The sequence below is a fragment of the Burkholderia sp. BCC0322 genome (assembly GCF_902833045.1).
Taxonomy (GTDB): domain Bacteria; phylum Pseudomonadota; class Gammaproteobacteria; order Burkholderiales; family Burkholderiaceae; genus Burkholderia.
In genome coordinates, this window is record NZ_CADFDU010000001.1 from 620,388 (window position 1) to 637,797 (window position 17,410).

Annotated in this window: 18 protein-coding genes; 9 read left to right on the forward strand and 9 right to left on the reverse strand. The window is 67.8% G+C overall.

The genetic code is table 11. From position 1 onward, the window contains the following. Positions 1-14 precede the first annotated feature (14 nt). The gene (gene aldA / locus HWX39_RS02890; RefSeq protein ID WP_175965471.1) at positions 15-1,439 is read right to left on the reverse strand and encodes an aldehyde dehydrogenase; all 1,425 of its coding nucleotides are present in this window, start codon (positions 1,437-1,439) and stop codon (positions 15-17) included. Positions 1,440-1,742: 303 nt separating this feature from the next. Further along, positions 1,743-2,681 (reverse strand): LysR substrate-binding domain-containing protein, encoded by a 939-nt coding sequence (locus tag HWX39_RS02895; RefSeq protein WP_175957276.1) that lies wholly within the window; start codon positions 2,679-2,681, stop codon positions 1,743-1,745. Positions 2,682-2,899: 218 nt separating this feature from the next. Between HWX39_RS02895 and HWX39_RS02900 the strand changes: the two genes are divergently transcribed. Further along, entirely contained in the window at positions 2,900-3,775 is an 876-nt protein-coding gene (locus tag HWX39_RS02900) for a LysR substrate-binding domain-containing protein (protein ID WP_175965472.1), read from the forward strand. 143 nt (positions 3,776-3,918) lie between these two features. On the opposite strand, the gene HWX39_RS02905 is transcribed toward HWX39_RS02900, so the two are convergent. From HWX39_RS02905 to fae, 4 genes are all read right to left on the reverse strand, one after another. Further along, positions 3,919-5,253: an MFS transporter gene (locus HWX39_RS02905; RefSeq protein ID WP_244134924.1), complete on the reverse strand. Its 1,335-nt coding sequence runs from the start codon at positions 5,251-5,253 to the stop codon at positions 3,919-3,921. A 167-nt stretch (positions 5,254-5,420) separates the two neighbouring features. After that, on the reverse strand, positions 5,421-6,872 hold the full coding sequence (locus tag HWX39_RS02910; RefSeq protein ID WP_175965474.1) for an NAD-dependent succinate-semialdehyde dehydrogenase: 1,452 nt from the start codon (positions 6,870-6,872) through the stop codon (positions 5,421-5,423). 64 nt (positions 6,873-6,936) lie between these two features. After that, the gene (locus HWX39_RS02915; protein ID WP_175965475.1) at positions 6,937-7,959 is read right to left on the reverse strand and encodes an aldo/keto reductase; all 1,023 of its coding nucleotides are present in this window, start codon (positions 7,957-7,959) and stop codon (positions 6,937-6,939) included. Between the two features lie 41 nt (positions 7,960-8,000). Next, complete coding sequence (gene fae / locus HWX39_RS02920) at positions 8,001-8,525, reverse strand: formaldehyde-activating enzyme (RefSeq protein ID WP_069749691.1); 525 nt, start codon at positions 8,523-8,525, stop codon at positions 8,001-8,003. 325 nt (positions 8,526-8,850) lie between these two features. Here fae and HWX39_RS02925 point away from each other — a divergent pair, with 325 nt between their 5' ends. From HWX39_RS02925 to HWX39_RS02935, 3 genes are all read left to right on the forward strand, one after another. Next, the gene (locus HWX39_RS02925) at positions 8,851-9,771 is read left to right on the forward strand and encodes a LysR substrate-binding domain-containing protein (RefSeq protein ID WP_175965476.1); all 921 of its coding nucleotides are present in this window, start codon (positions 8,851-8,853) and stop codon (positions 9,769-9,771) included. 224 nt (positions 9,772-9,995) lie between these two features. Continuing rightward, positions 9,996-10,346 (forward strand): hypothetical protein, encoded by a 351-nt coding sequence (locus HWX39_RS02930; protein ID WP_175965477.1) that lies wholly within the window; start codon positions 9,996-9,998, stop codon positions 10,344-10,346. Between the two features lie 148 nt (positions 10,347-10,494). Next, positions 10,495-11,055, forward strand: a complete 561-nt coding sequence (locus tag HWX39_RS02935; RefSeq protein ID WP_175965478.1) for a hypothetical protein — start codon at positions 10,495-10,497, stop codon at positions 11,053-11,055. On the opposite strand, the gene HWX39_RS02940 is transcribed toward HWX39_RS02935, so the two are convergent. Next, complete coding sequence (locus tag HWX39_RS02940) at positions 11,056-11,931, reverse strand: LysR family transcriptional regulator (RefSeq protein WP_059605089.1); 876 nt, start codon at positions 11,929-11,931, stop codon at positions 11,056-11,058. A gap of 160 nt (positions 11,932-12,091) precedes the next feature. Here HWX39_RS02940 and HWX39_RS02945 point away from each other — a divergent pair, with 160 nt between their 5' ends. After that, positions 12,092-13,408: a DUF3422 domain-containing protein gene (locus tag HWX39_RS02945; RefSeq protein WP_175965479.1), complete on the forward strand. Its 1,317-nt coding sequence runs from the start codon at positions 12,092-12,094 to the stop codon at positions 13,406-13,408. Positions 13,409-13,442: 34 nt separating this feature from the next. Further along, on the forward strand, positions 13,443-13,646 hold the full coding sequence (locus tag HWX39_RS02950) for a hypothetical protein (protein WP_175965480.1): 204 nt from the start codon (positions 13,443-13,445) through the stop codon (positions 13,644-13,646). Between the two features lie 37 nt (positions 13,647-13,683). Here the strand turns inward: HWX39_RS02950 and cynR are convergent, their stop codons facing one another. Then, complete coding sequence (gene cynR / locus HWX39_RS02955; protein ID WP_175965481.1) at positions 13,684-14,616, reverse strand: transcriptional regulator CynR; 933 nt, start codon at positions 14,614-14,616, stop codon at positions 13,684-13,686. A gap of 113 nt (positions 14,617-14,729) precedes the next feature. On the opposite strand from cynR, the gene HWX39_RS02960 reads away from it, so the two are divergent. Together HWX39_RS02960 and cynS are read left to right on the forward strand one after the other, a co-directional pair. Next, positions 14,730-15,389: a carbonic anhydrase gene (locus tag HWX39_RS02960; protein ID WP_175965482.1), complete on the forward strand. Its 660-nt coding sequence runs from the start codon at positions 14,730-14,732 to the stop codon at positions 15,387-15,389. Between the two features lie 30 nt (positions 15,390-15,419). Then, positions 15,420-15,890, forward strand: coding sequence for a cyanase (gene cynS, locus HWX39_RS02965; RefSeq protein WP_175965483.1), 471 nt, complete (start codon positions 15,420-15,422; stop codon positions 15,888-15,890). 188 nt (positions 15,891-16,078) lie between these two features. On the opposite strand, the gene HWX39_RS02970 is transcribed toward cynS, so the two are convergent. Beyond that, complete coding sequence (locus HWX39_RS02970; RefSeq protein WP_175964991.1) at positions 16,079-16,447, reverse strand: hypothetical protein; 369 nt, start codon at positions 16,445-16,447, stop codon at positions 16,079-16,081. Here HWX39_RS02970 and potA point away from each other — a divergent pair. Continuing rightward, the coding region (gene potA / locus HWX39_RS02975; RefSeq protein ID WP_244134883.1) for a polyamine ABC transporter ATP-binding protein at positions 16,440-17,410 on the forward strand (971 nt) is incomplete at its 3' end. The genes HWX39_RS02970 and potA overlap by 8 nt on opposite strands.

The following is a 17,410-nucleotide window of genomic DNA, read 5'->3' on the forward strand; positions in this document are numbered from 1 at the left end:
TCGGCGTGACGGCGTCAGTACTTCATGACGACGAGGCGCGTCTGCGTGAATTCGAGCATGCCGTGCTTGCCGTCGTCGCCGCCGAGGCCCGAGCGCTTCCAGCCGGCGTGGAAGCCCTGGTACGGGTCGGCCGGCGTGCGGTTCACGTACAGCTCGCCGGCTTCGATCGCGTTCGCGACGGTCATCGCGGTGCGGTAGTGCTCGGTGTAGAGCACCGACGACAGGCCGAACTGGTGGTCGTTCGCCTGCGCGATCGCTTCGTCGATCGTCGTGTAGCGCAGCACGGGCATGATCGGGCCGAAGGTTTCCTCCTGCACGATCTCCATGTCCTGGCGGCAGTTCGTCAGCAGCGTGGCCGGGTAGAAGAAACCGGGGCCGGCCGGGATTGCGCCGCCGGTTTCGAGCGTCGCGCCCGCCGCGATCGCGCGTTCGACCATCCCGTGGATGTGCGCGCGCGCCGATGCGCTGACGAGCGGGCCCATCCGCGTGGCGTCTTCCGCACGGTCGCCGATGCGCACGGCCGCCATCTTCTCTTTCAGCAGCGCGACGAAGCGATCATGCACGCTGTCGTGCACGTACACGCGCTCGATCGCCGTGCAGAGCTGGCCGCAATGAGTCGTCTTCGATGCGACGAGTGCGGCGGCCGCGCGTTCGAGGTCGGCGTCGGGCTCGATGATCGCGGGCGTCTTGCCGCCGAGTTCGAGCGACGGCTTCGCGATGTTCGCCTTGCAGTAGTCGAGCACCTTGCGGCCCGCGTTCACGCTGCCCGTCAGCGTGATCATCCCGACTGCCGGATGCGTGCACAGCGCTTCGGCCGTCGGGTGATCCATCGTCAGGATGTTGATCACGCCCGGCGGGAAGCCTGCATCGTCGGCGGCCTTCGCGATCTCGAACGCGGACACCGGCGTGTGGTTGCTCGGCCGCACGACCACGGCGTTGCCGGCGATCAGCGCGGGCGCAACCTTGCGCAGCAGCGTGTAGACGGGGTAGTTGAACGGGATCAGGCACGCGACGACGCCGATCGGCTCGCGTTGCAGGAACAGGTTCTCGTCCGGCGTGTCGCTCGGGATGATCTCGCCCTCGATCCGGCGCGCCCACTCGGCGTGGTAGCGCGTGATCTGGCCCGCGTAGACGGCTTCGTTCGACGCGTCCTCGACGCTCTTGCCGGATTCCTGCGCGAGCGCCGCGCCGATCTCGGGCGCGCGTGCGGCGAGGGCGTCGGCGAAGCGGTGCAGGTAGGCGGCGCGCTCGGCGCTCGGCAGCTTGCGCCAGGCTTTCTGCGCGGCGGCCGCGGCGTCGACGGCGGCGAGCGCCGCGGCCGGCGTCGCGGCCGGCACGCGCGCGAACGGTGCCTCGGTGGCGGGATTGTGGACGACGATGAACGTGTCGCTTTCCGGAGCGACGAAACGGCCGTTCACGTAATTGCGTTCGGTGCGCATGAAGTGACTCCTCCAATGAATGCAGGCGGATCGCTTCGGGTGGCGACACGCGCGGCACGGGATGGAGGCCATTTTGTTCATGCGTTTAGCGCACGACAAACGACTTATTTTCGTGGCGACCATGAGAAAAACGCACGTTACTGAGCGAATCGGCCGGAGTCGTCCGTCCGGCAAGGTTGCGGCGGCGCGGGGCAGGCTGTGGCCGGCCGAATTTTTCGACGGGGCCGAATGCGGACGGACGTGGAAGGCGGTAAGGTGTCGCCCGCGATCGGTGGTCGGGGGCGTGCGGGGCGTGAACGGGCCCTATGCCAGCGGCACTTGCGGAAGCGGCGACGACGGTTCGAGATGGCGTTTCGCGAGCCACACTTCCTGCTGCAGCCAGTCGCGGAACTGGACGATGTGCGGCAGGTTCGTCTGCTCGGGCCGCGTGACGAACCAGTACGACTGGTGGCCGTCGACATGCACGTTGAGCACCTGCATCAGTTGCCCGGTCGCGAGTTCGCGCGCGACCATATGGCGGTCGGCGATCGTGATGCCGAGACCGTCGATCGCCGCCCGGATCGCGTGGTCGAGCAGGTCGAATTCGTAGCCGCCGCGTGTGTCGACGTCGGTGATGCCGGCGGCTTTCAGCCAGTGCTGCCAGGTCAGGTAGCGCTGGTCGTCGGTGGCGAGCACGTGCAGCAGCGTGAAGCGGTTCAGGTCGATCGGCGCGCCGTCCTGTCGCAGCCGCGCATACAGCGCGGGCGCGCAGACGGCGATATGCTGTTCCTGCATCAGCAGTGCGTTGTCGAAGCCGTCCCATTCGCCGTCGCCGAACCGGATCGCGCAGTCGAGCACGCGCGATTCGCCGAGGCTGTCGTGAATGCGGGTCGTGAGGCTCAGCTCGAATTCGGGATGCGCGTCGCGCAGCCGGCCGAGGCGCGGCACCAGCCAGCGCGCGGCGAAGGTGGGCGGCACGTTCGCGCGCAGACGGTTCAGGTGGGTTTTTTCCTGCAGGCTGCGCACGGTCAGCTCGATCTTGTCGAACGATTGCTGCAGCGCGCGCAGCAGCACGCGGCCGGCCGCGGTCAGTTCGAGCTGGTGATGGCGGCGCTCGAGGAGGGTCTCGCCGAGCTGGCCCTCGAGCTGGCGAACCTGGCGGCTCACCGCGCTCTGCGTCACGTTGAGCAACTCGGCCGCGCGGGTGAAGCTGCCGGTGCGGCCGGCCATCTCGAAGGCTTTCAGCGCATTCAGCGCCGGCATCTTGCGTCTCACGGGCGGTGTAGTGTTTGGTGCGGGATGCTTATTGTAGGCGGACGGCCGCGGGCTCGGGGACGATGAATGGAAGCGACGGCGGGCGCGGGCCCTCGGGGCTTTGACCGCGCGCCGGGTTGCGACAGGGCCGCTCGCCGGATGGCCGGCGGCGCCCGTCGGCAACGACACGAACGATACAAACGATACAAACGAATGGGACACACATCATGCGACGCCTGCCATCGTTGATCGCACTGCGATTTTTCGAGGAGACCGCGCGTCACCTGAGCTTCAACCGCGCGGCGGTTTCGCTGTGCGTGACGCAGGGGGCGGTGAGCCGGCAGATCCGGCTGCTCGAGGAAGCGCTCGGCGCGCGGCTGTTCGAGCGCGATCACAAGGGCGTGCGCCTGACCGATGCCGGCCAGCGGCTGCTGCCGTTCATCGGGCAGGCGTTCGACACGATCGAACGCGGCGTCGGCGAAATCGCCGCCACGCGGCCGGGTGCGAAGCGGCGGCTGACGGTGTCGCTGCCGCCCACGTTCGCGACGCAGTGGTTTTCGCCGCGGCTCGGCACCCTCGCGGAGGCGCTGCCTGACGTCGAGCTGTCGATCCGCACGGAGCCGGCCGACGATTGCCATTGCCACATCCGCTTCGGGCGCACGGCGCGCGCCGGGATGCAGTCGGAACTGCTGATGATGGAGCGGCATGCGCTCGTCGGCGCGCCGCGCTATCGCGGCGATGCGCTCGATGTGCTGCTCGGCCGGTTGCCGTCGCTGCATGTGCTGCACGAAGGCAAGCGCCTGACGCTGTGGGCCGACTGGTGCGAGCAGGCGGGCGTGCCGCTGACGCGGATCGGCGACGGCATCGAGTTTTCCACGCTCGAACAGGCGATTCGCGCGGCTCGCAAGGGCGCGGGGCTCGCGGTGGTCGACCTCAACATGATCGAGGAGGAGATCGGCGAGGGCAGCCTCGTGCGGCTGTCGCCGGTGCAGCCGATCGGGCCGTTCGGCTATTGGCTCGATGTCGAGCCGGAGAGTGTCGCGGTCGAACCGGTGGCCGCGTTTGCTGCGTGGTTGCGGGAGCAGGCGGCGAGGCGGGGGTAGGCGGCGAGGGCGGTGGGACGCGGCTGATGTTTCCGTGGGAACGATCTCGCGCGCGTCGTCGCAGTGGCGCATGGGCATGGCGTCGATGCGAACGCCTTGATCGAGCGCGATGAAGCAGGCGGGCACGCAACCCGCCGCCGCCATCAATGCCCCGACGCCTGCTCCAGCGTCAGATGCTTCGTCTCCGGCGCCCATGCGATCGACACGATCATCCCCACCAGCAGCACGCCCGCGAGCGCGAACATCGTCGCGTGAAAGCCGAGCGTCGCGATGCCGGCCGGCAGCAGGAACGTGCCGATCGCCGAACCGAGCCGGCTGCACGCGATCGCGAGCCCCACGCCGCTCGCGCGCACTTCGGTCGGGAAGCACTCGGGCGGGAACACGCCGACGAGATTGCTGAACGCCGACATCGTCAGCGTGAAGATCGCGAACGCGACGATCATCGCCATGGCCGCCGACGACGGCAGCACCGCGAGCGCGACGAGCGATGCGCACGTCACCGCGAACGAGCCGATCAGGAAGCCGCGCCGCGACAGCCGGATCGTCAGCCAGATGCCGATCAGCGCGCCCAGCACGAGGAAGCCGTTCAGCAGCAGGTCCGCGCCGAAGCCTTCGGCGAGGCCGATCGTCTTCAGGATCGTCGGCAGGAACGTGTAGATCGCGAAATACGGAATCACGAGGCACACGAAGAACGCACAGTTGAAAATCGTGCGGCGGATCAGGTCACGCTGGAACAGCCGCGCAAAGCCGCCATGCGCATGCGGCTCGGTCGAACCGTCGAGCATCACGTGGGGCCCGAAATGCTTCGCGACGATCGCGCGCGCCTCCTGCGCGCGGCCTTTGCCGAGCAGCCAGCGCGGCGATTCGGGCGTGCCGATCCGCAGCACCAGCACGATCAGCGCGGGCAGCGCCGCCGACGCGAGCAGCCAGCGCCAGGCGTCGGGCGTGACGTCGCTGTACGCGAGACCGAGCACGTTCGCGGCGACATAGCCGATCGTCCAGATCACGCTGAACGAGCCCAGCAGCGCACCGCGATGCTTGCGCGGCGAGAATTCGGCGAGGATGGCGTGGCCGACCGTGAAATCGCCGCCCATCCCGAAGCCGATCAGCACGCGCAGCAAACACAGTTCGAGCGGCGACGTGACGAAGAACTGCGCGAACGCAGCCGCCGTGATGATCGCGAAGCTCGTCAGGAAGATCTTCTGCCGGCCCATCCGGTCGGACAGCCAGCCGAACACGAGACTGCCGAAGAAGATGCCGATCAGCGCCGAGCTGCCGATCATCCCCATCCAGAACGCGTCGATCGGCATCTGCTTGCCGAGCGCGGCGAGCGCGTAGCCGATCGTGCCGAGCGTGTAGCCCTCGGTGAAATGCGCGCCGAACGTCAGGCCGGCGATCTTCACGTGAAAGCGGTTGAGCGGCACGTCGTCGAGCGCGACGGCGCGGTGCGGCGCCTCGGCGCCACGCGGCAGCGGCAATGCGCGCGCCGTGCCGGATTGAACGTTGGCTTGGGTCAAGCTGCCTCCTGGATTGTTGGTGTGCGTGCAGCGGCGCGCGGCGGCGGAACGCCGCCGAGCATGCCGTGCGAGGCGCCGCGCGGCCGGGCGGCGCGCGGCGCGGGTCGACCGCGGGGAGCGGCCGGTGGTCAGCGGCCGAGGCCGGCCATCAGCGTGTACTTGAGTTCCACGTATTCGTCGAGGCCGTACTTCGAGCCTTCGCGGCCGAGCCCCGATTGCTTGACGCCGCCGAACGGCGCGACTTCGGTCGAGATGATCCCGTCGTTGACGCCGACCATCCCGCTCTCCAGCGCACCCGATACGCGCCACGCACGGCCGAGGTCGCGCGTGTAGAAGTACGCGGACAGCCCGAACGGCGTGTCGTTGGCCGCGGCCACGGCCTCCGCCTCGGTCGCGAAGCGGAAGCAGGCGGCGACGGGGCCGAAGGTTTCCTCCTCGGCGATCAGCATGTCGGCCGTCATGCCGGTGAGCACGGTCGGCTCGTAGAACGTGCCGCCGAGCGCGTGACGCTTGCCGCCGGTGAGCGCGTGCGCGCCCTTCGCGGTGGCGTCGGCCACGTGCCGCTCGACCTTGCCGAGCGCCGCTTCGTTGATCAGCGGTCCCTGGTCGACTTCACCCGCGAGCGCGTTGCCGACGCGCAGCGTGCGCACGGCGTCGGCGAGCTTGCGCGTGAACGCGTCGTACACGCCGTCCTGAACGAGAAAGCGGTTCACGCACACGCAGGTCTGGCCCGTGTTGCGGAACTTCGATGCGATCGCGCCCTCGACCGCCGCATCGAGATCGGCATCGTCGAACACGATGAACGGTGCATTGCCGCCGAGCTCGAGCGACAGCTTCTTCAGTGTGTCGGCCGACTGCTTCGCGAGCAGCTTGCCGACCCGCGTCGAGCCCGTGAACGACAGCTTGCGCACGACGGACGAACTCGTCAGCGTCTCGCCGATCGCAACCGCATCGCCCGACACGACGTTGAATACGCCGGCCGGCACGCCCGCGCGCTCGGCGAGCACCGCGAGTGCGAACGCCGACAGCGGCGTTTCCTCGGACGGCTTCAGCACCATCGTGCAGCCGGCCGCGAGCGCGGGGCCGGCCTTGCGCGTGATCATCGCGAGCGGGAAATTCCACGGCGTGATCGCCGCGACGACGCCGACCGGCTCGCGCGTGACGACGATCTGCGAATTCGGCTTCGGGCTCGGGATCACGTCGCCGTACATGCGCTTCGCTTCTTCCGCGAACCATTCGAGAAAGCTCGCCGCATACGCGACTTCGCCACGCGCTTCCGTGAGCGGCTTGCCCTGCTCGCGCGTCAGCAGCTCGGCGAGCGCGTCGCGGTGTTCGAGCATCAGCTCGCCCCAGCGCTTCACGCGGGCGCCGCGTTCCTTCGCGGTCAGTGCGCGCCACGCGGGAAACGCGTGCGCGGCGGCATCGATCGCGCGCTGGGTGTCGTCGGCGCCGCCTTTCGCGACCTTCGCGATCGTCTCGCCGGTCGCGGGGTTGAACACCGGATAGGTTGCATCGCTCGCGCCATGCGGTTCATGCCATTCACCGCCGATGAAATGGCCGGTCCTCAGAAATTCGTTCATTGTGTGTCGTTCCTTCAGTGCCTCGGAGCCTCTCGGTACCGCAGTCCGTCAGTCCATCAGTCCTTCAGTCCGTCGCGAAGCTGCCCTGCGCCGGACGCGACGTGCGCGCGATGCGCTTGCCGGCCGTGTAGTCGTTGATCAGGTCGCACGGCGTGTAGTTGCGTTCCAGCTCGTGCAGCTCTTCTTCGGTGAGTTGCGTTTCGAGCGCGCCGAGCGCGCTGTCGAACTGCGCGACGGAATCCGCGCCGACCAGCATGCTCGCGATGCCGGGGCGGCTCAGCACCCATGCCTGCGCGATCTGCGCGGGCGGCACGCCGCGGCGCTTCGCGACCTTCGCGACCGATTCCGCGATCGCGAGCGACGATGCGTCGCCGTACATCTGCGCGGTGAAGAAGTCGGTCTGATTGCGCGTCGATTGCGGCTCGCAGGTGAGCAGGCCGCGCGCGAGCGGGCTGAACACCGAGACGCCGACGCCCTGGTCGATGCAGTACGGCACCATCTCGCGCTCTTCCTCGCGATACGCGAGGTTCAGCTGCAGCTGCATGTTGATCGGCTTGTCCCAGCCGTTTCGTTCGCAGGCCTGCATGATCTTCGCGAACTGCCACGTGTACATCGTCGACACGCCGATATAGCGCGCCTTGCCCGCGCGCACGATGTCGTGCAGCGTGCTCATCGTTTCCTCGACGGGCGTGTTCACATCGAAGAAGTGCAGCATGAAGATGTCGACGTAATCCATCCCGAGGCGCTTCAGCGACCCGTCGATGCCGTCGAGCACGTGCTTGCGCGAATGGCCGCCCGCATTCGGATAGCTGCCCATGTCGTAGCCGACCTTGGTCGTCACGACGAGCTCTTCACGGCGCGCGTTGCGCTTCAGGATGCGGCCGACCACTTCCTCGCCGACGCCGGTCGAATAGAAATCCGCGAGATCGATGAAGTTGACGCCGGCGTCGAGTGCGCGGCGCACGATCGGCTCGCTCTGCGCTTCGTCGAAGATCCAGGGCTTCCATTCGGGGGTGCCCATGTTCATCGTGCCGAGACACAGGCGGGACACCTTCAGGCCGGACTGGCCGAGGCGGACGTATTCCATGTTTCCTCCAGGTGCGGCCTTGTATCGGCCGCTTGTCGTCGTCAGTTTTTCTTCGGGGTGTAGAACGGGTTCGACACGTCGCGCGCGGCCGCGAACACCGCGTCGCGATGCGGCAGCCCTTCCATCGCCGCGACGATCGCGTTGCGGCACGCGCGGTAGTTGTTCTCGAACACGGCGTCGAGATCGTCGGTCTGCGGGTTCACCCAGTTCGCGGACACGACGACCCAGTCGTTCTCCGCTTCGGGCGGCAGCGTGCCGTTCTCGAGCGCTTCGGCCACGGCCTTCGCGATGCCGGCCTGCGATGCGCCCCACGTGGCATTGCCGTGGAAGTCGCTGGCGATCTGCGCCTTGTTCACGTACAGCGTGAGCGGCTTGGTCGGCACGCCCGGCTGCGCGATCACGACGAACGGCGCATGGCCGGCCGACGGCGTGGCGAGTGCGGTGGCGAACGCCTGGCCCGCCGGGCCGTTGCGCGGGCCGACCAGCACATTGATGTGCGCGAGGTTGACGCCGGGGCCTTCGAAGCCTTCGCCGATGTAAAGCTGCCTGGGTTGGGGTGCGGTCATTGCGGTGTCTCGTCGATGAGGTGGGTGTGAGGCGATTGTGGTGGGCCGTGGCGCGGCCGGTGAATCGATGTTTTCTGATCGGGCTATGAGTTTTCGTCGTCTCCGGGAAAGCCCTGATCCCGGCACGCGAATGCCCGCCGGGCGGGCCTCGGCCGTTGTCGTGACGGCGGGCGGGGCGGGATCGGCGGGTGGGCATTCGCGTACCGGCTCCGGGTTTGTCATACCTGGGCAGGGGTTGGAGGGCCGAGCGCATCTGGACAACAATCGGCGTACTCCGAGCCCTATCTTTCGTCTTCCCTTTTTTTTTCGAAAGCGAGTAATTCCGATGGCTGCCATTCAAAGGCCCGATTGGTCGAAGCTCAGTTCGCTCGATCCGGAGCTGATCCGGGCATTCGTCGCCGTGGTCGAGAGCGGCGGTTTCACCGCGGCGGCCCGGCAACTGCATCGCACGCAATCGACGATCAGCCTGCGCATCCGCACGCTCGAGGAGCGGCTCGACACGCACCTGTTCATGCGCAACAGCCGGCGGCTCGAGCTGTCGCGCGACGGCGAGAATTTCCTGATCCATGCGCGCCGGATCATCCAGGTGCAGAACGACGCGATCCTCGCGCTGAAGCAGGCGAGCAGCGACCGCGGCGTCGTGCGCTTCGGGCTGCCCGAGGACTATGCGGAACTGTGGCTGCCCGACCTGCTGAAGTCGTTCTATGCGACGCGGCCGGGCGCGCGTTTTCACGTGCATTGCCGCACGTCGCTCGAACTGCTCGAACGGCTGCAGGCCGGCGAGCTCGACGTCGCGCTCGTCGTGCGGCATGGCCCGAACGCGAGCGGGCGGCTGCTCGGCCGACACGACGTCGTGTGGGCGGCGCACCGCGATTTCGCGCTGGACCCGCAGGCGTCGGTGCCGCTCGCGCTGTTTCCGGAGACGTGCTGCTACCGGCAGCGCGGGCTGCAGGCGCTCGCGACGGCCGAGCGGCCGTATCACGTCGTCTATACCAGCCAGAGCCCGACCGGCATCAAGATCGCGGTGAACCACGGCGCGGCCGTGACGATGATCGACCGCTGCACGCTGCCCGAGAACTGGCGCGTGCTCGACGAGACGGACGGGCTGCCGCCGCTGCCGGCGGCCGATCTCGAACTGCATCGCTCGCCGGGCATCTGCGACCCGCTGACCGACGATCTGGTGTCGCTGATCGAATCGATGGTCGACGAGCGGCGGCGCGCGTCGCTCGAGGCGTTCGCCGCGTAACGGAACGACCGCGGGGCCGCACGCAGTGCCGGCGAGGTCGAGGCGAGCGACCGCGCGAGATCGCCGCGCGGGCATGACGGCCGCACGGACGGCTTTCGGCCGGTGTCGTGGTGCGTCCCCGGTGGCGTTTTTTGCATCGGCGGCGCGTTTTTTTGCACGACGTTTATGCCGTCTCTTCTAAGCTGGGGAGGTGTCGAACAGCCGAGACGGCTTCCGTCCGCTCCATGACCTTCATTCATCCCGTTCCCGCCTTCGATGTCGCCGGCCGCCAGCTGCGCGCCGGCGCACGCAACAACGTCATTCCTTTCCCGCCGCCGCGCCCGCGCCTGCAGTTGCCCGTCACGCTGACGGCTGACTCCGGCGAACACGCGCACGCCCTGCTCGCGGCGTTGCTGCATTCCCCGCTCGGCGTCTATGTCGTCAGCGCGCGTGCCGTGCGCGACGTGGTTCACGTGCACTTCGACATCGCACCGGAAGACCTGGATTTCACGCTGCACACGCTGATCGCGCAGCAGGCCGATGCGGTGATCGGGCCGGTCGCGCGCCGTTTGCGCGTCGGGCCGAAGGCGCGGTGAAGCGAGGAACGGTTGTTGCTCGTTCCTGGATGGTTTGTCCGATCCGCCGCCCGATCGCCGGTTGCCGGTCGCCGTGCTGCCCGCCCGCAGGCGGCACGGCGGCGAGCGGCACCGCGTGCGCGGCGCCGATCCTGAATACGGAGGGGTCATGGACCTCATGGAAGCAGTGCCTGTCGCGCGGCCGGCGAGCGGTCGCGTACGGACGGCGTCGCTGCCGTCGGGCCAGCAACTCGCGCGTCAGCTCGTGACGACGGTGCGCGTGGCCGAAGTGCTGCTGCATCAGGCGATCGTCGTGCCCGACGGGCATCAATGGTCGGTCGACACCGAGCGGGTCGACGCGGCCGGCGGACCGCTCGCGGCGTGGGAAACCTGCGTGACCTGGCGGATCGGCAAGGTGTTCGCCGCGACGGTGAGCCCGGCCGCGCGCGTCAACGATCGCGACCAGATCGCCGTCGAGATCCGGCTCTGCCTGCCCGAACAGGACTATGTGGCCGGGCGGCGCGTGAGCACGTTCGGCCGCTGCCACGGCAACCGCTTCGGCGCGACGCTGTCGGTCGCGTCGGGTGCGCAGTGGGGCTGGCAACGCAAGGAGCACGTCGCACCGGAACACGCGCAGGTGCGCGGCGATACGCTCGAGGCGCTCGTCGATGCGGTGGCCGCGAACGTCAACGCGGCGCTGGCCGCGGCCGGGTTCGGCGCGACGCGCTGATCACGCGTCGGCGGTTTGCCCGGTCTGTCGCTGCAGGTCTTCCATCAGCTGTTCCGCGAGAAAGTCGCATGGCGGCCGCTTGGATTTGGTGCTGCGCGCGAGGATCAGCTCGAGCGGCGGCAGGTCGGGCAGCCCGTGCGAGCGGCCGAGCATCGACAGCTGCGCGGGAATCGCGCAGCGCGCGAGCGGCGCGACCGCGAGGCCGGCCTCGACCATGCTGAGCAGCCCGAGCAGGCTCGGGCTTTCATAGGAGGTGCGGTACGGCACCTTCGCGCGCTCCAGGCTGCGGATCGCGTTCTCGCGCGCGACGCTGCCCGGCATGAACACCGCGATCGGCAGTGGCCGCTCTTCCCACACGCGCGGCCCGTTCGTCATCGCGGCCCACGCCATCGGCTCGTGGCGGATGAAGTCGCCGGTCAGCCCCTTGATGCGCGTGCCGCACACGAGATCGACGGTGCCTTCCTTGATCAGCGGCGCGAGCGCGCTGCTCGGCAGCCCCATCACCTGGATCTCGACCTTCGGGTAGGTCGCCGAGAACTTCTTCAGGACCGACGGCAGCAGCGACGACGCGTAGTCGTCCGGCACGCCGATCACGACTTTACCGGTCACTTCCGGCCGCACCACGGCCGCCCACGCCTCGTCGCGCAGCGCCAGCATTCGTCTGGCGAATCCGAGCAGCACCTCGCCCTCGCGCGTCAGCACGATGCTGCGCGGCTTGCGCACGAACAGCGGCCGGCCGATCGCGTCTTCCAGGCTCTTGATCTGCATGCTGACGGCCGACTGCGAGCGGTTCACGGCCTCGGCGGCGCGGGTCATGTTGCCGGTTTCCGCGACGGCGACGACGGTGGCCAGCACGTCGTGATCGAGCATCTTCATGGGTATCAGGAAAACTGAACGTAACGATCAGCATTATGCGTTTTTATTGTTGCTGTGTGTCTGCCATAGTGCGATCACGCTGACGTTTCACCCGAGGGGGCGCGGCGTTCGGGCCGGTCGATCCGGCGTGCAGCACTGAACAGGAAAGCGTGGTGTCTCGATGATGGACCATCCGTTGCGCGCCGCACTGGCCGCGGAATTGCATGCCCGGCCGTTCCTGCGGCTCGCCGAAGCCGTGTCGCTCACGCATTACGCGATCTACGCGGACGGCCAGCCCGACATCCACGAAACGCTGCTGCACGCACTGTGCCGTGATACCGGCATCACCGCGCCGCACGAAGGCGCGACGCACTACGCGGTGCAGTCGCCGAGCGGCTGGTACCTGAAGTGGGAGCGCCATACCGAATTCTCGACCTTCACGTTCGTCGCGCCGCGTCGCGACACCGGCTACTTCGACGATCTCGCGATCGAAGGCATTCCGGCTGCGTGGTTCGCGCGGCTCGCCGGCATCCGCTTCGTCGCGGTACGCATGGAGCTGCTGAAGGGCGACGCCGCGCGGCTCGTCTGCGGCGACCTGCGCCGCTGGATCGACGGCCCCGCGCTGGTGGGCAGCAACGTGCTCGGCGGCGGCAAGGTGTTCTGCGACTGGCACGTGCGCGACGACGGCTTCATGCGCTTTCTCGTGGTCGACGAGGATTTTCGCGAAGAGCAGGGCGGCCGGCTGTTGCAGCGTCTGCATGAAATCGAAACGTACCGGATGATGGCGCTGCTGGCGTTGCCCGTCGCGCGCCGGATGAGCCGCGAGCTCGACGAGATCCACGCGGCGCTGCACGCGTTGATGCAGCGGATGGACGCGAGCGGCGCGGACGGCGACGACTCGGCGCTGCTCGTCAAGCTCACGCATCTCGCGGTGCGGGTCGAATCGCTGGCGGGATCGGGCGCACGTTTCAGCGCGTCGCGTGCGTACGAAAAGCTCGTGCTGGCACGCATCCACGAGCTGCGCGAGGAGCGCATCGAGGGGATGCCGACGATCGCCGAATTCATGGAGCGTCGCTTCGCGCCGGCGATGGAAACCTGCCGCAGCGTATGGGCGCGCCACGAGCAGATCGCCGCGCGGATCGCGCGGGCGGTCGACCTGCTGCGCACGCGCGTGAATCTTGCCCAGGAAAAGGACGTGACGCGCCTGCTGGCGGGCATGGAGCGCACCGCGCGCAATCAGCTTCACTTGCAGCACGCGGTCGAAGGGCTGTCGGTGGCGGCCATTTCGTACTACGTGCTGTCGCTCGCGACGGCGGCGTTCAAGGCGCTGCACGTGATGAACCTGCCGGTCGATCCCGAGCTGGCGGAAGGCCTGCTGATCGCGCCGGTCGTGTTCGCGGTGATTCACATCACGCGGCGCACGCGCGCGCAGCTGGCGCGATCGGAGGCGGCGCACGACGGCACGCCGGTGCGGGCGGCGTTGAAACAAGTTGGTTAGAACCTCGAAAACATAAACAGGTAAAGGAGTGGAGATGACTTTTTCGCAGAAGCAGCCGGGGTTTTACAGCGGTTTCGATGCCGCGTTCGACGCACCGGCACCGGATGAGACGGGCGCGCCGGAAGCGCCGCGCGTGACGTCGTATCAGGCGGTGCTGCAGGAGCCGATGACATCGCTCGTCGGGAATACGAACGACCGGCCGGACGTCGCGGCGGTGGCGATCCTCGGGTACAACTGACGCGGTTGCTTGCCCCGCTCCGGGGCAACGCCGGACTTCATTGCCCGGCCGTCCCGGGGCGTGCCGGGCGGGGTTCGCCGGCCTTTTTCCCTTTCCCCGCGTGCTGCGCCAACGCCAGCTCGACGAACGCACGCGCCGCTGCGCTTCGGTACGCCCCCTTGCGCTGCAACAGCACGGCCGTGCGCCGCAGGACGGCCGGATCGAGCGCGACGGCAACGAGATCGTCGTACCCGGCCGCGATCGTCGCGGGCAGCAGCGTCGCGAGGTTCGTGCGGCGCACGATCTCGATCACCGCCCCCAGCGAATTCGCTTCCATCAACACGCGCGGGCGCACGTCATGCTCGCGGAAATAGCGGTCGATCTGCACGCGTGTCGCGAACTCGGCCGTGAGCAGCACGAGCGGCGCGTCGTGCAGTGCGCGCAGGCCGGCCTTGCGCTTGCCGGCGAGCGCATGCTGGCGGCGCACGACGAGCGCGAGCGTTTCGACCAGTAGCGTTTCCGCCTCGATATCCGACGTCTGCACCTCCTCGAACGCGATGCCGACATCGAGCTCGTCGTCGACGAGCAGCGCCTCGATGCGTTCCTGCGACATCTCGCGCACCGACAGCGACACCTCCGGATAGCGGCCGTGAAACGCCTCGACGAGCGGCCCGACGAGATAGCTCGTGAACGTCGGCGTGACCGCGATCCGCAGCGAGCCGCGGCTCAGATCCTGCACGTCGTGAATCGCGCGCCGGCCTTCCGCGAGATCGTGCAGCGCCTGCCGCGCATAGCGGAAATACACGTCGCCGGCGTCGGTCAGCCGCGTCACGCGCCCGGTGCGGTCGAACAGTTGCGCGCCGAGCGTCTCCTCGAGCTGGCGGATCTGCTGCGACAGCGCGGGCTGCGACACATGCAGCGCGGCGGCCGCGCGCGTGAAGCTGCGGTGCTCGGCGACGGCGAGGAAATAGTGGATATGGCGCAGCAGCATGGCGGTTCCTATAAGTCCTGCTTATCCGCTGGATCATAAATCAGTCTTTTACGTTATTGGAAGTCCGGCGTAACCTGCCCTTCATCGATTCCACCTGCACCGGAGAACACACGATGAAGGACATCATCGAAGGCTTCCTGAAGTTCCAGCGCGACGCCTATCCGGAACGCGCCGCGCTGTTCCGCGACCTCGCGCGCAGCCAGAACCCGCGCGCGCTGTTCATCTCGTGCTCGGACAGCCGGCTCGTGCCCGAACTCGTCACGCAGCGCGAACCCGGCGACCTGTTCGTGATCCGCAATGCCGGCAACATCGTGCCGTCGTACGGCCCCGAGCCGGGCGGCGTATCGGCGTCGGTCGAATACGCGGTGGCCGCGCTGCGCGTGACCGACGTCGTGATCTGCGGCCATTCCGATTGCGGCGCGATGACCGCGATCGCCACCTGCCAGTGCATGGACCACATGCCGGCCGTCGGCCATTGGCTGCGTTACGCCGATTCGGCGCGCGTCGTGAACGAGGCGCGCCCGCATCGCAGCGAACGCGAGCGGATCGACTCGATGGTGCGCGAGAACGTCGTCGCGCAACTCGCGAACCTGAAGACGCATCCTGCCGTGCGGCTTGCGCTCGAAGAAGGGCGGCTCGCACTGCACGGCTGGGTCTACGACATCGAATCGGGTTGCATCGACGCCTACGACGGCGCGACCGGCCGGTTCGTCTCCCTGGCGGACCACCCCGAGGTCCGCGCCACGCCCGCGACGCTCCCCGTCGCGGCCTGAATCGCTCCTACCCAACCACGAGGAATTGCCATGATCCAGTCCCAACACAGCCAGACGGCCCGCCACGCGCTCGCGGAGACCATCGTGCTCGCGAAGGCGCGCAAGAACCTGTCGTTCGCGCAGCTCACCGAAGGCACGGGCCTGAGCGAAGCGTTCGTGACCGCCGCGCTGCTTGGCCAGCACGCGCTGCCGGCGGAAGCGGCGCGCAATGTCGCCGACAAGCTCGGCCTCGACGACGACGCGGTGCTGCTGCTGCAGACGATCCCGCTGCGCGGCAGCATCGACGATCGCGTGCCGACCGACCCGACCATTTACCGCTTCTACGAAATGCTGCAGGTGTACGGCACGACGCTGAAGGCGCTCGTTCACGAGAAGTTCGGCGACGGCATCATCAGCGCGATCAATTTCCGGCTCGACGTGAAGAAGGTCGACGATCCCGAAGGCGGTTCGCGCGCGGTGATCACGCTCGACGGCAAGTACCTGCCGACCAAGCCGTTCTGACGCCGACGCGGCGCCGCGGCAGCGGTGCCGCGCAGCTTCCCGCCCGACGCGCACCGGCCGCGTGCGGCAGCCGTCCGGCTGCTCGTTTTCCCCACCCTCCGTTTCACCCGGCGGCGCCCATGCCGCCGGGCGCCCGCGCGGGCCGGCTCGTGCCCCCGTTTTCCCGCCTCCCCAAACATCGATCCCGTTCAATGTCTGCAACGGAAATCCGCGATCCAAAAGGTTTTTGACGGGTTTAAAAATTCGCACTGGAGACGACAGAAACGTGCGGAAAGCCCGATGAAAACCGATGAAATCTTCATGACAGCCGGCGCGACGCCCCCGGTCGATCGCGACTGATGGCCGCCGATCGCCGTGCGTTCCCCCACACCTGTTTCGTTGCGCCATTCGTTCCGGACGAGGAATCGCTCGATCCCTCTCCGCCGGCACCGTGCGACCGCCTGGCCGGTCGCGACTGACGCCTGAGATTCGCTTACCTGCTTAAAACGGACCATCATGAAACGGGATTCATTCAGTACACCTGATGCGATGCGTCGCCCGGCGACGGACATGCTCAAGCCGAACGACGCCTTCGTGCGCATCGAAAACGTCGTGAAGAAATTCGGCGACAGCACGGCCGTCGACAACGTGAACCTGACGATCGCGAAGAACGAGCTGTTCGCGCTGCTCGGCAGCTCGGGCTGCGGCAAGTCGACGCTGCTGCGCATGCTCGCCGGGCTCGAGACGGCCACCTCCGGCAGGATCTTCGTCGACGGCGAGGATCTCGCCGCGCTGCCGCCGTACCGCCGCCCGGTGAACATGATGTTCCAGTCGTACGCGCTGTTCCCGCACATGACGGTCGAATCGAACGTCGCGTTCGGCCTGAAACAGGAAGGCACGCCGAAGAACGAGATCAAGGAGCGCGTGGCCGATGCGCTCGCGCTCGTGCAGATGAGCAAGTACGCGAAGCGCAAGCCGCACCAGCTCTCCGGCGGCCAGCAGCAGCGCGTCGCGCTGGCCCGCTCGCTGGTCAAGCGCCCGAAGCTGCTGCTGCTCGACGAGCCGATGTCCGCGCTCGACAAGAAGATCCGTCAAAAGACCCAGCTCGAACTCGTGAACATCATCGAGAAGGTCGACGTGACCTGCGTGATGGTCACGCACGACCAGGAAGAAGCGATGACGATGGCGAGCCGCCTCGCGGTGATGAGCGAAGGCAAGATCGTGCAGATCGGCTCGCCCGGCGAAGTCTACGAATTCCCGAACAGCCGCTTCTCGGCCGAATTCATCGGCTCGACGAACCTGTTCGAGGGGCGCGTGGTCGAGGACGAGCCCGATCACATCTTCGTCGAGAGCGACGATCTCGAGGCACGCATGTATGTGAGTCACGGCGTGACGGGCCCGCTCGGGATGCCGGTGGGCATCTCGGTGCGCCCGGAACGCGTGCACGTGTCACGCGAGAAGCCGGGTTCGAAACACAACTGGGCGCGCGGCGTCGTGACCGACATCGCGTACATGGGCAGCTACTCGCTGTATCACGTGCG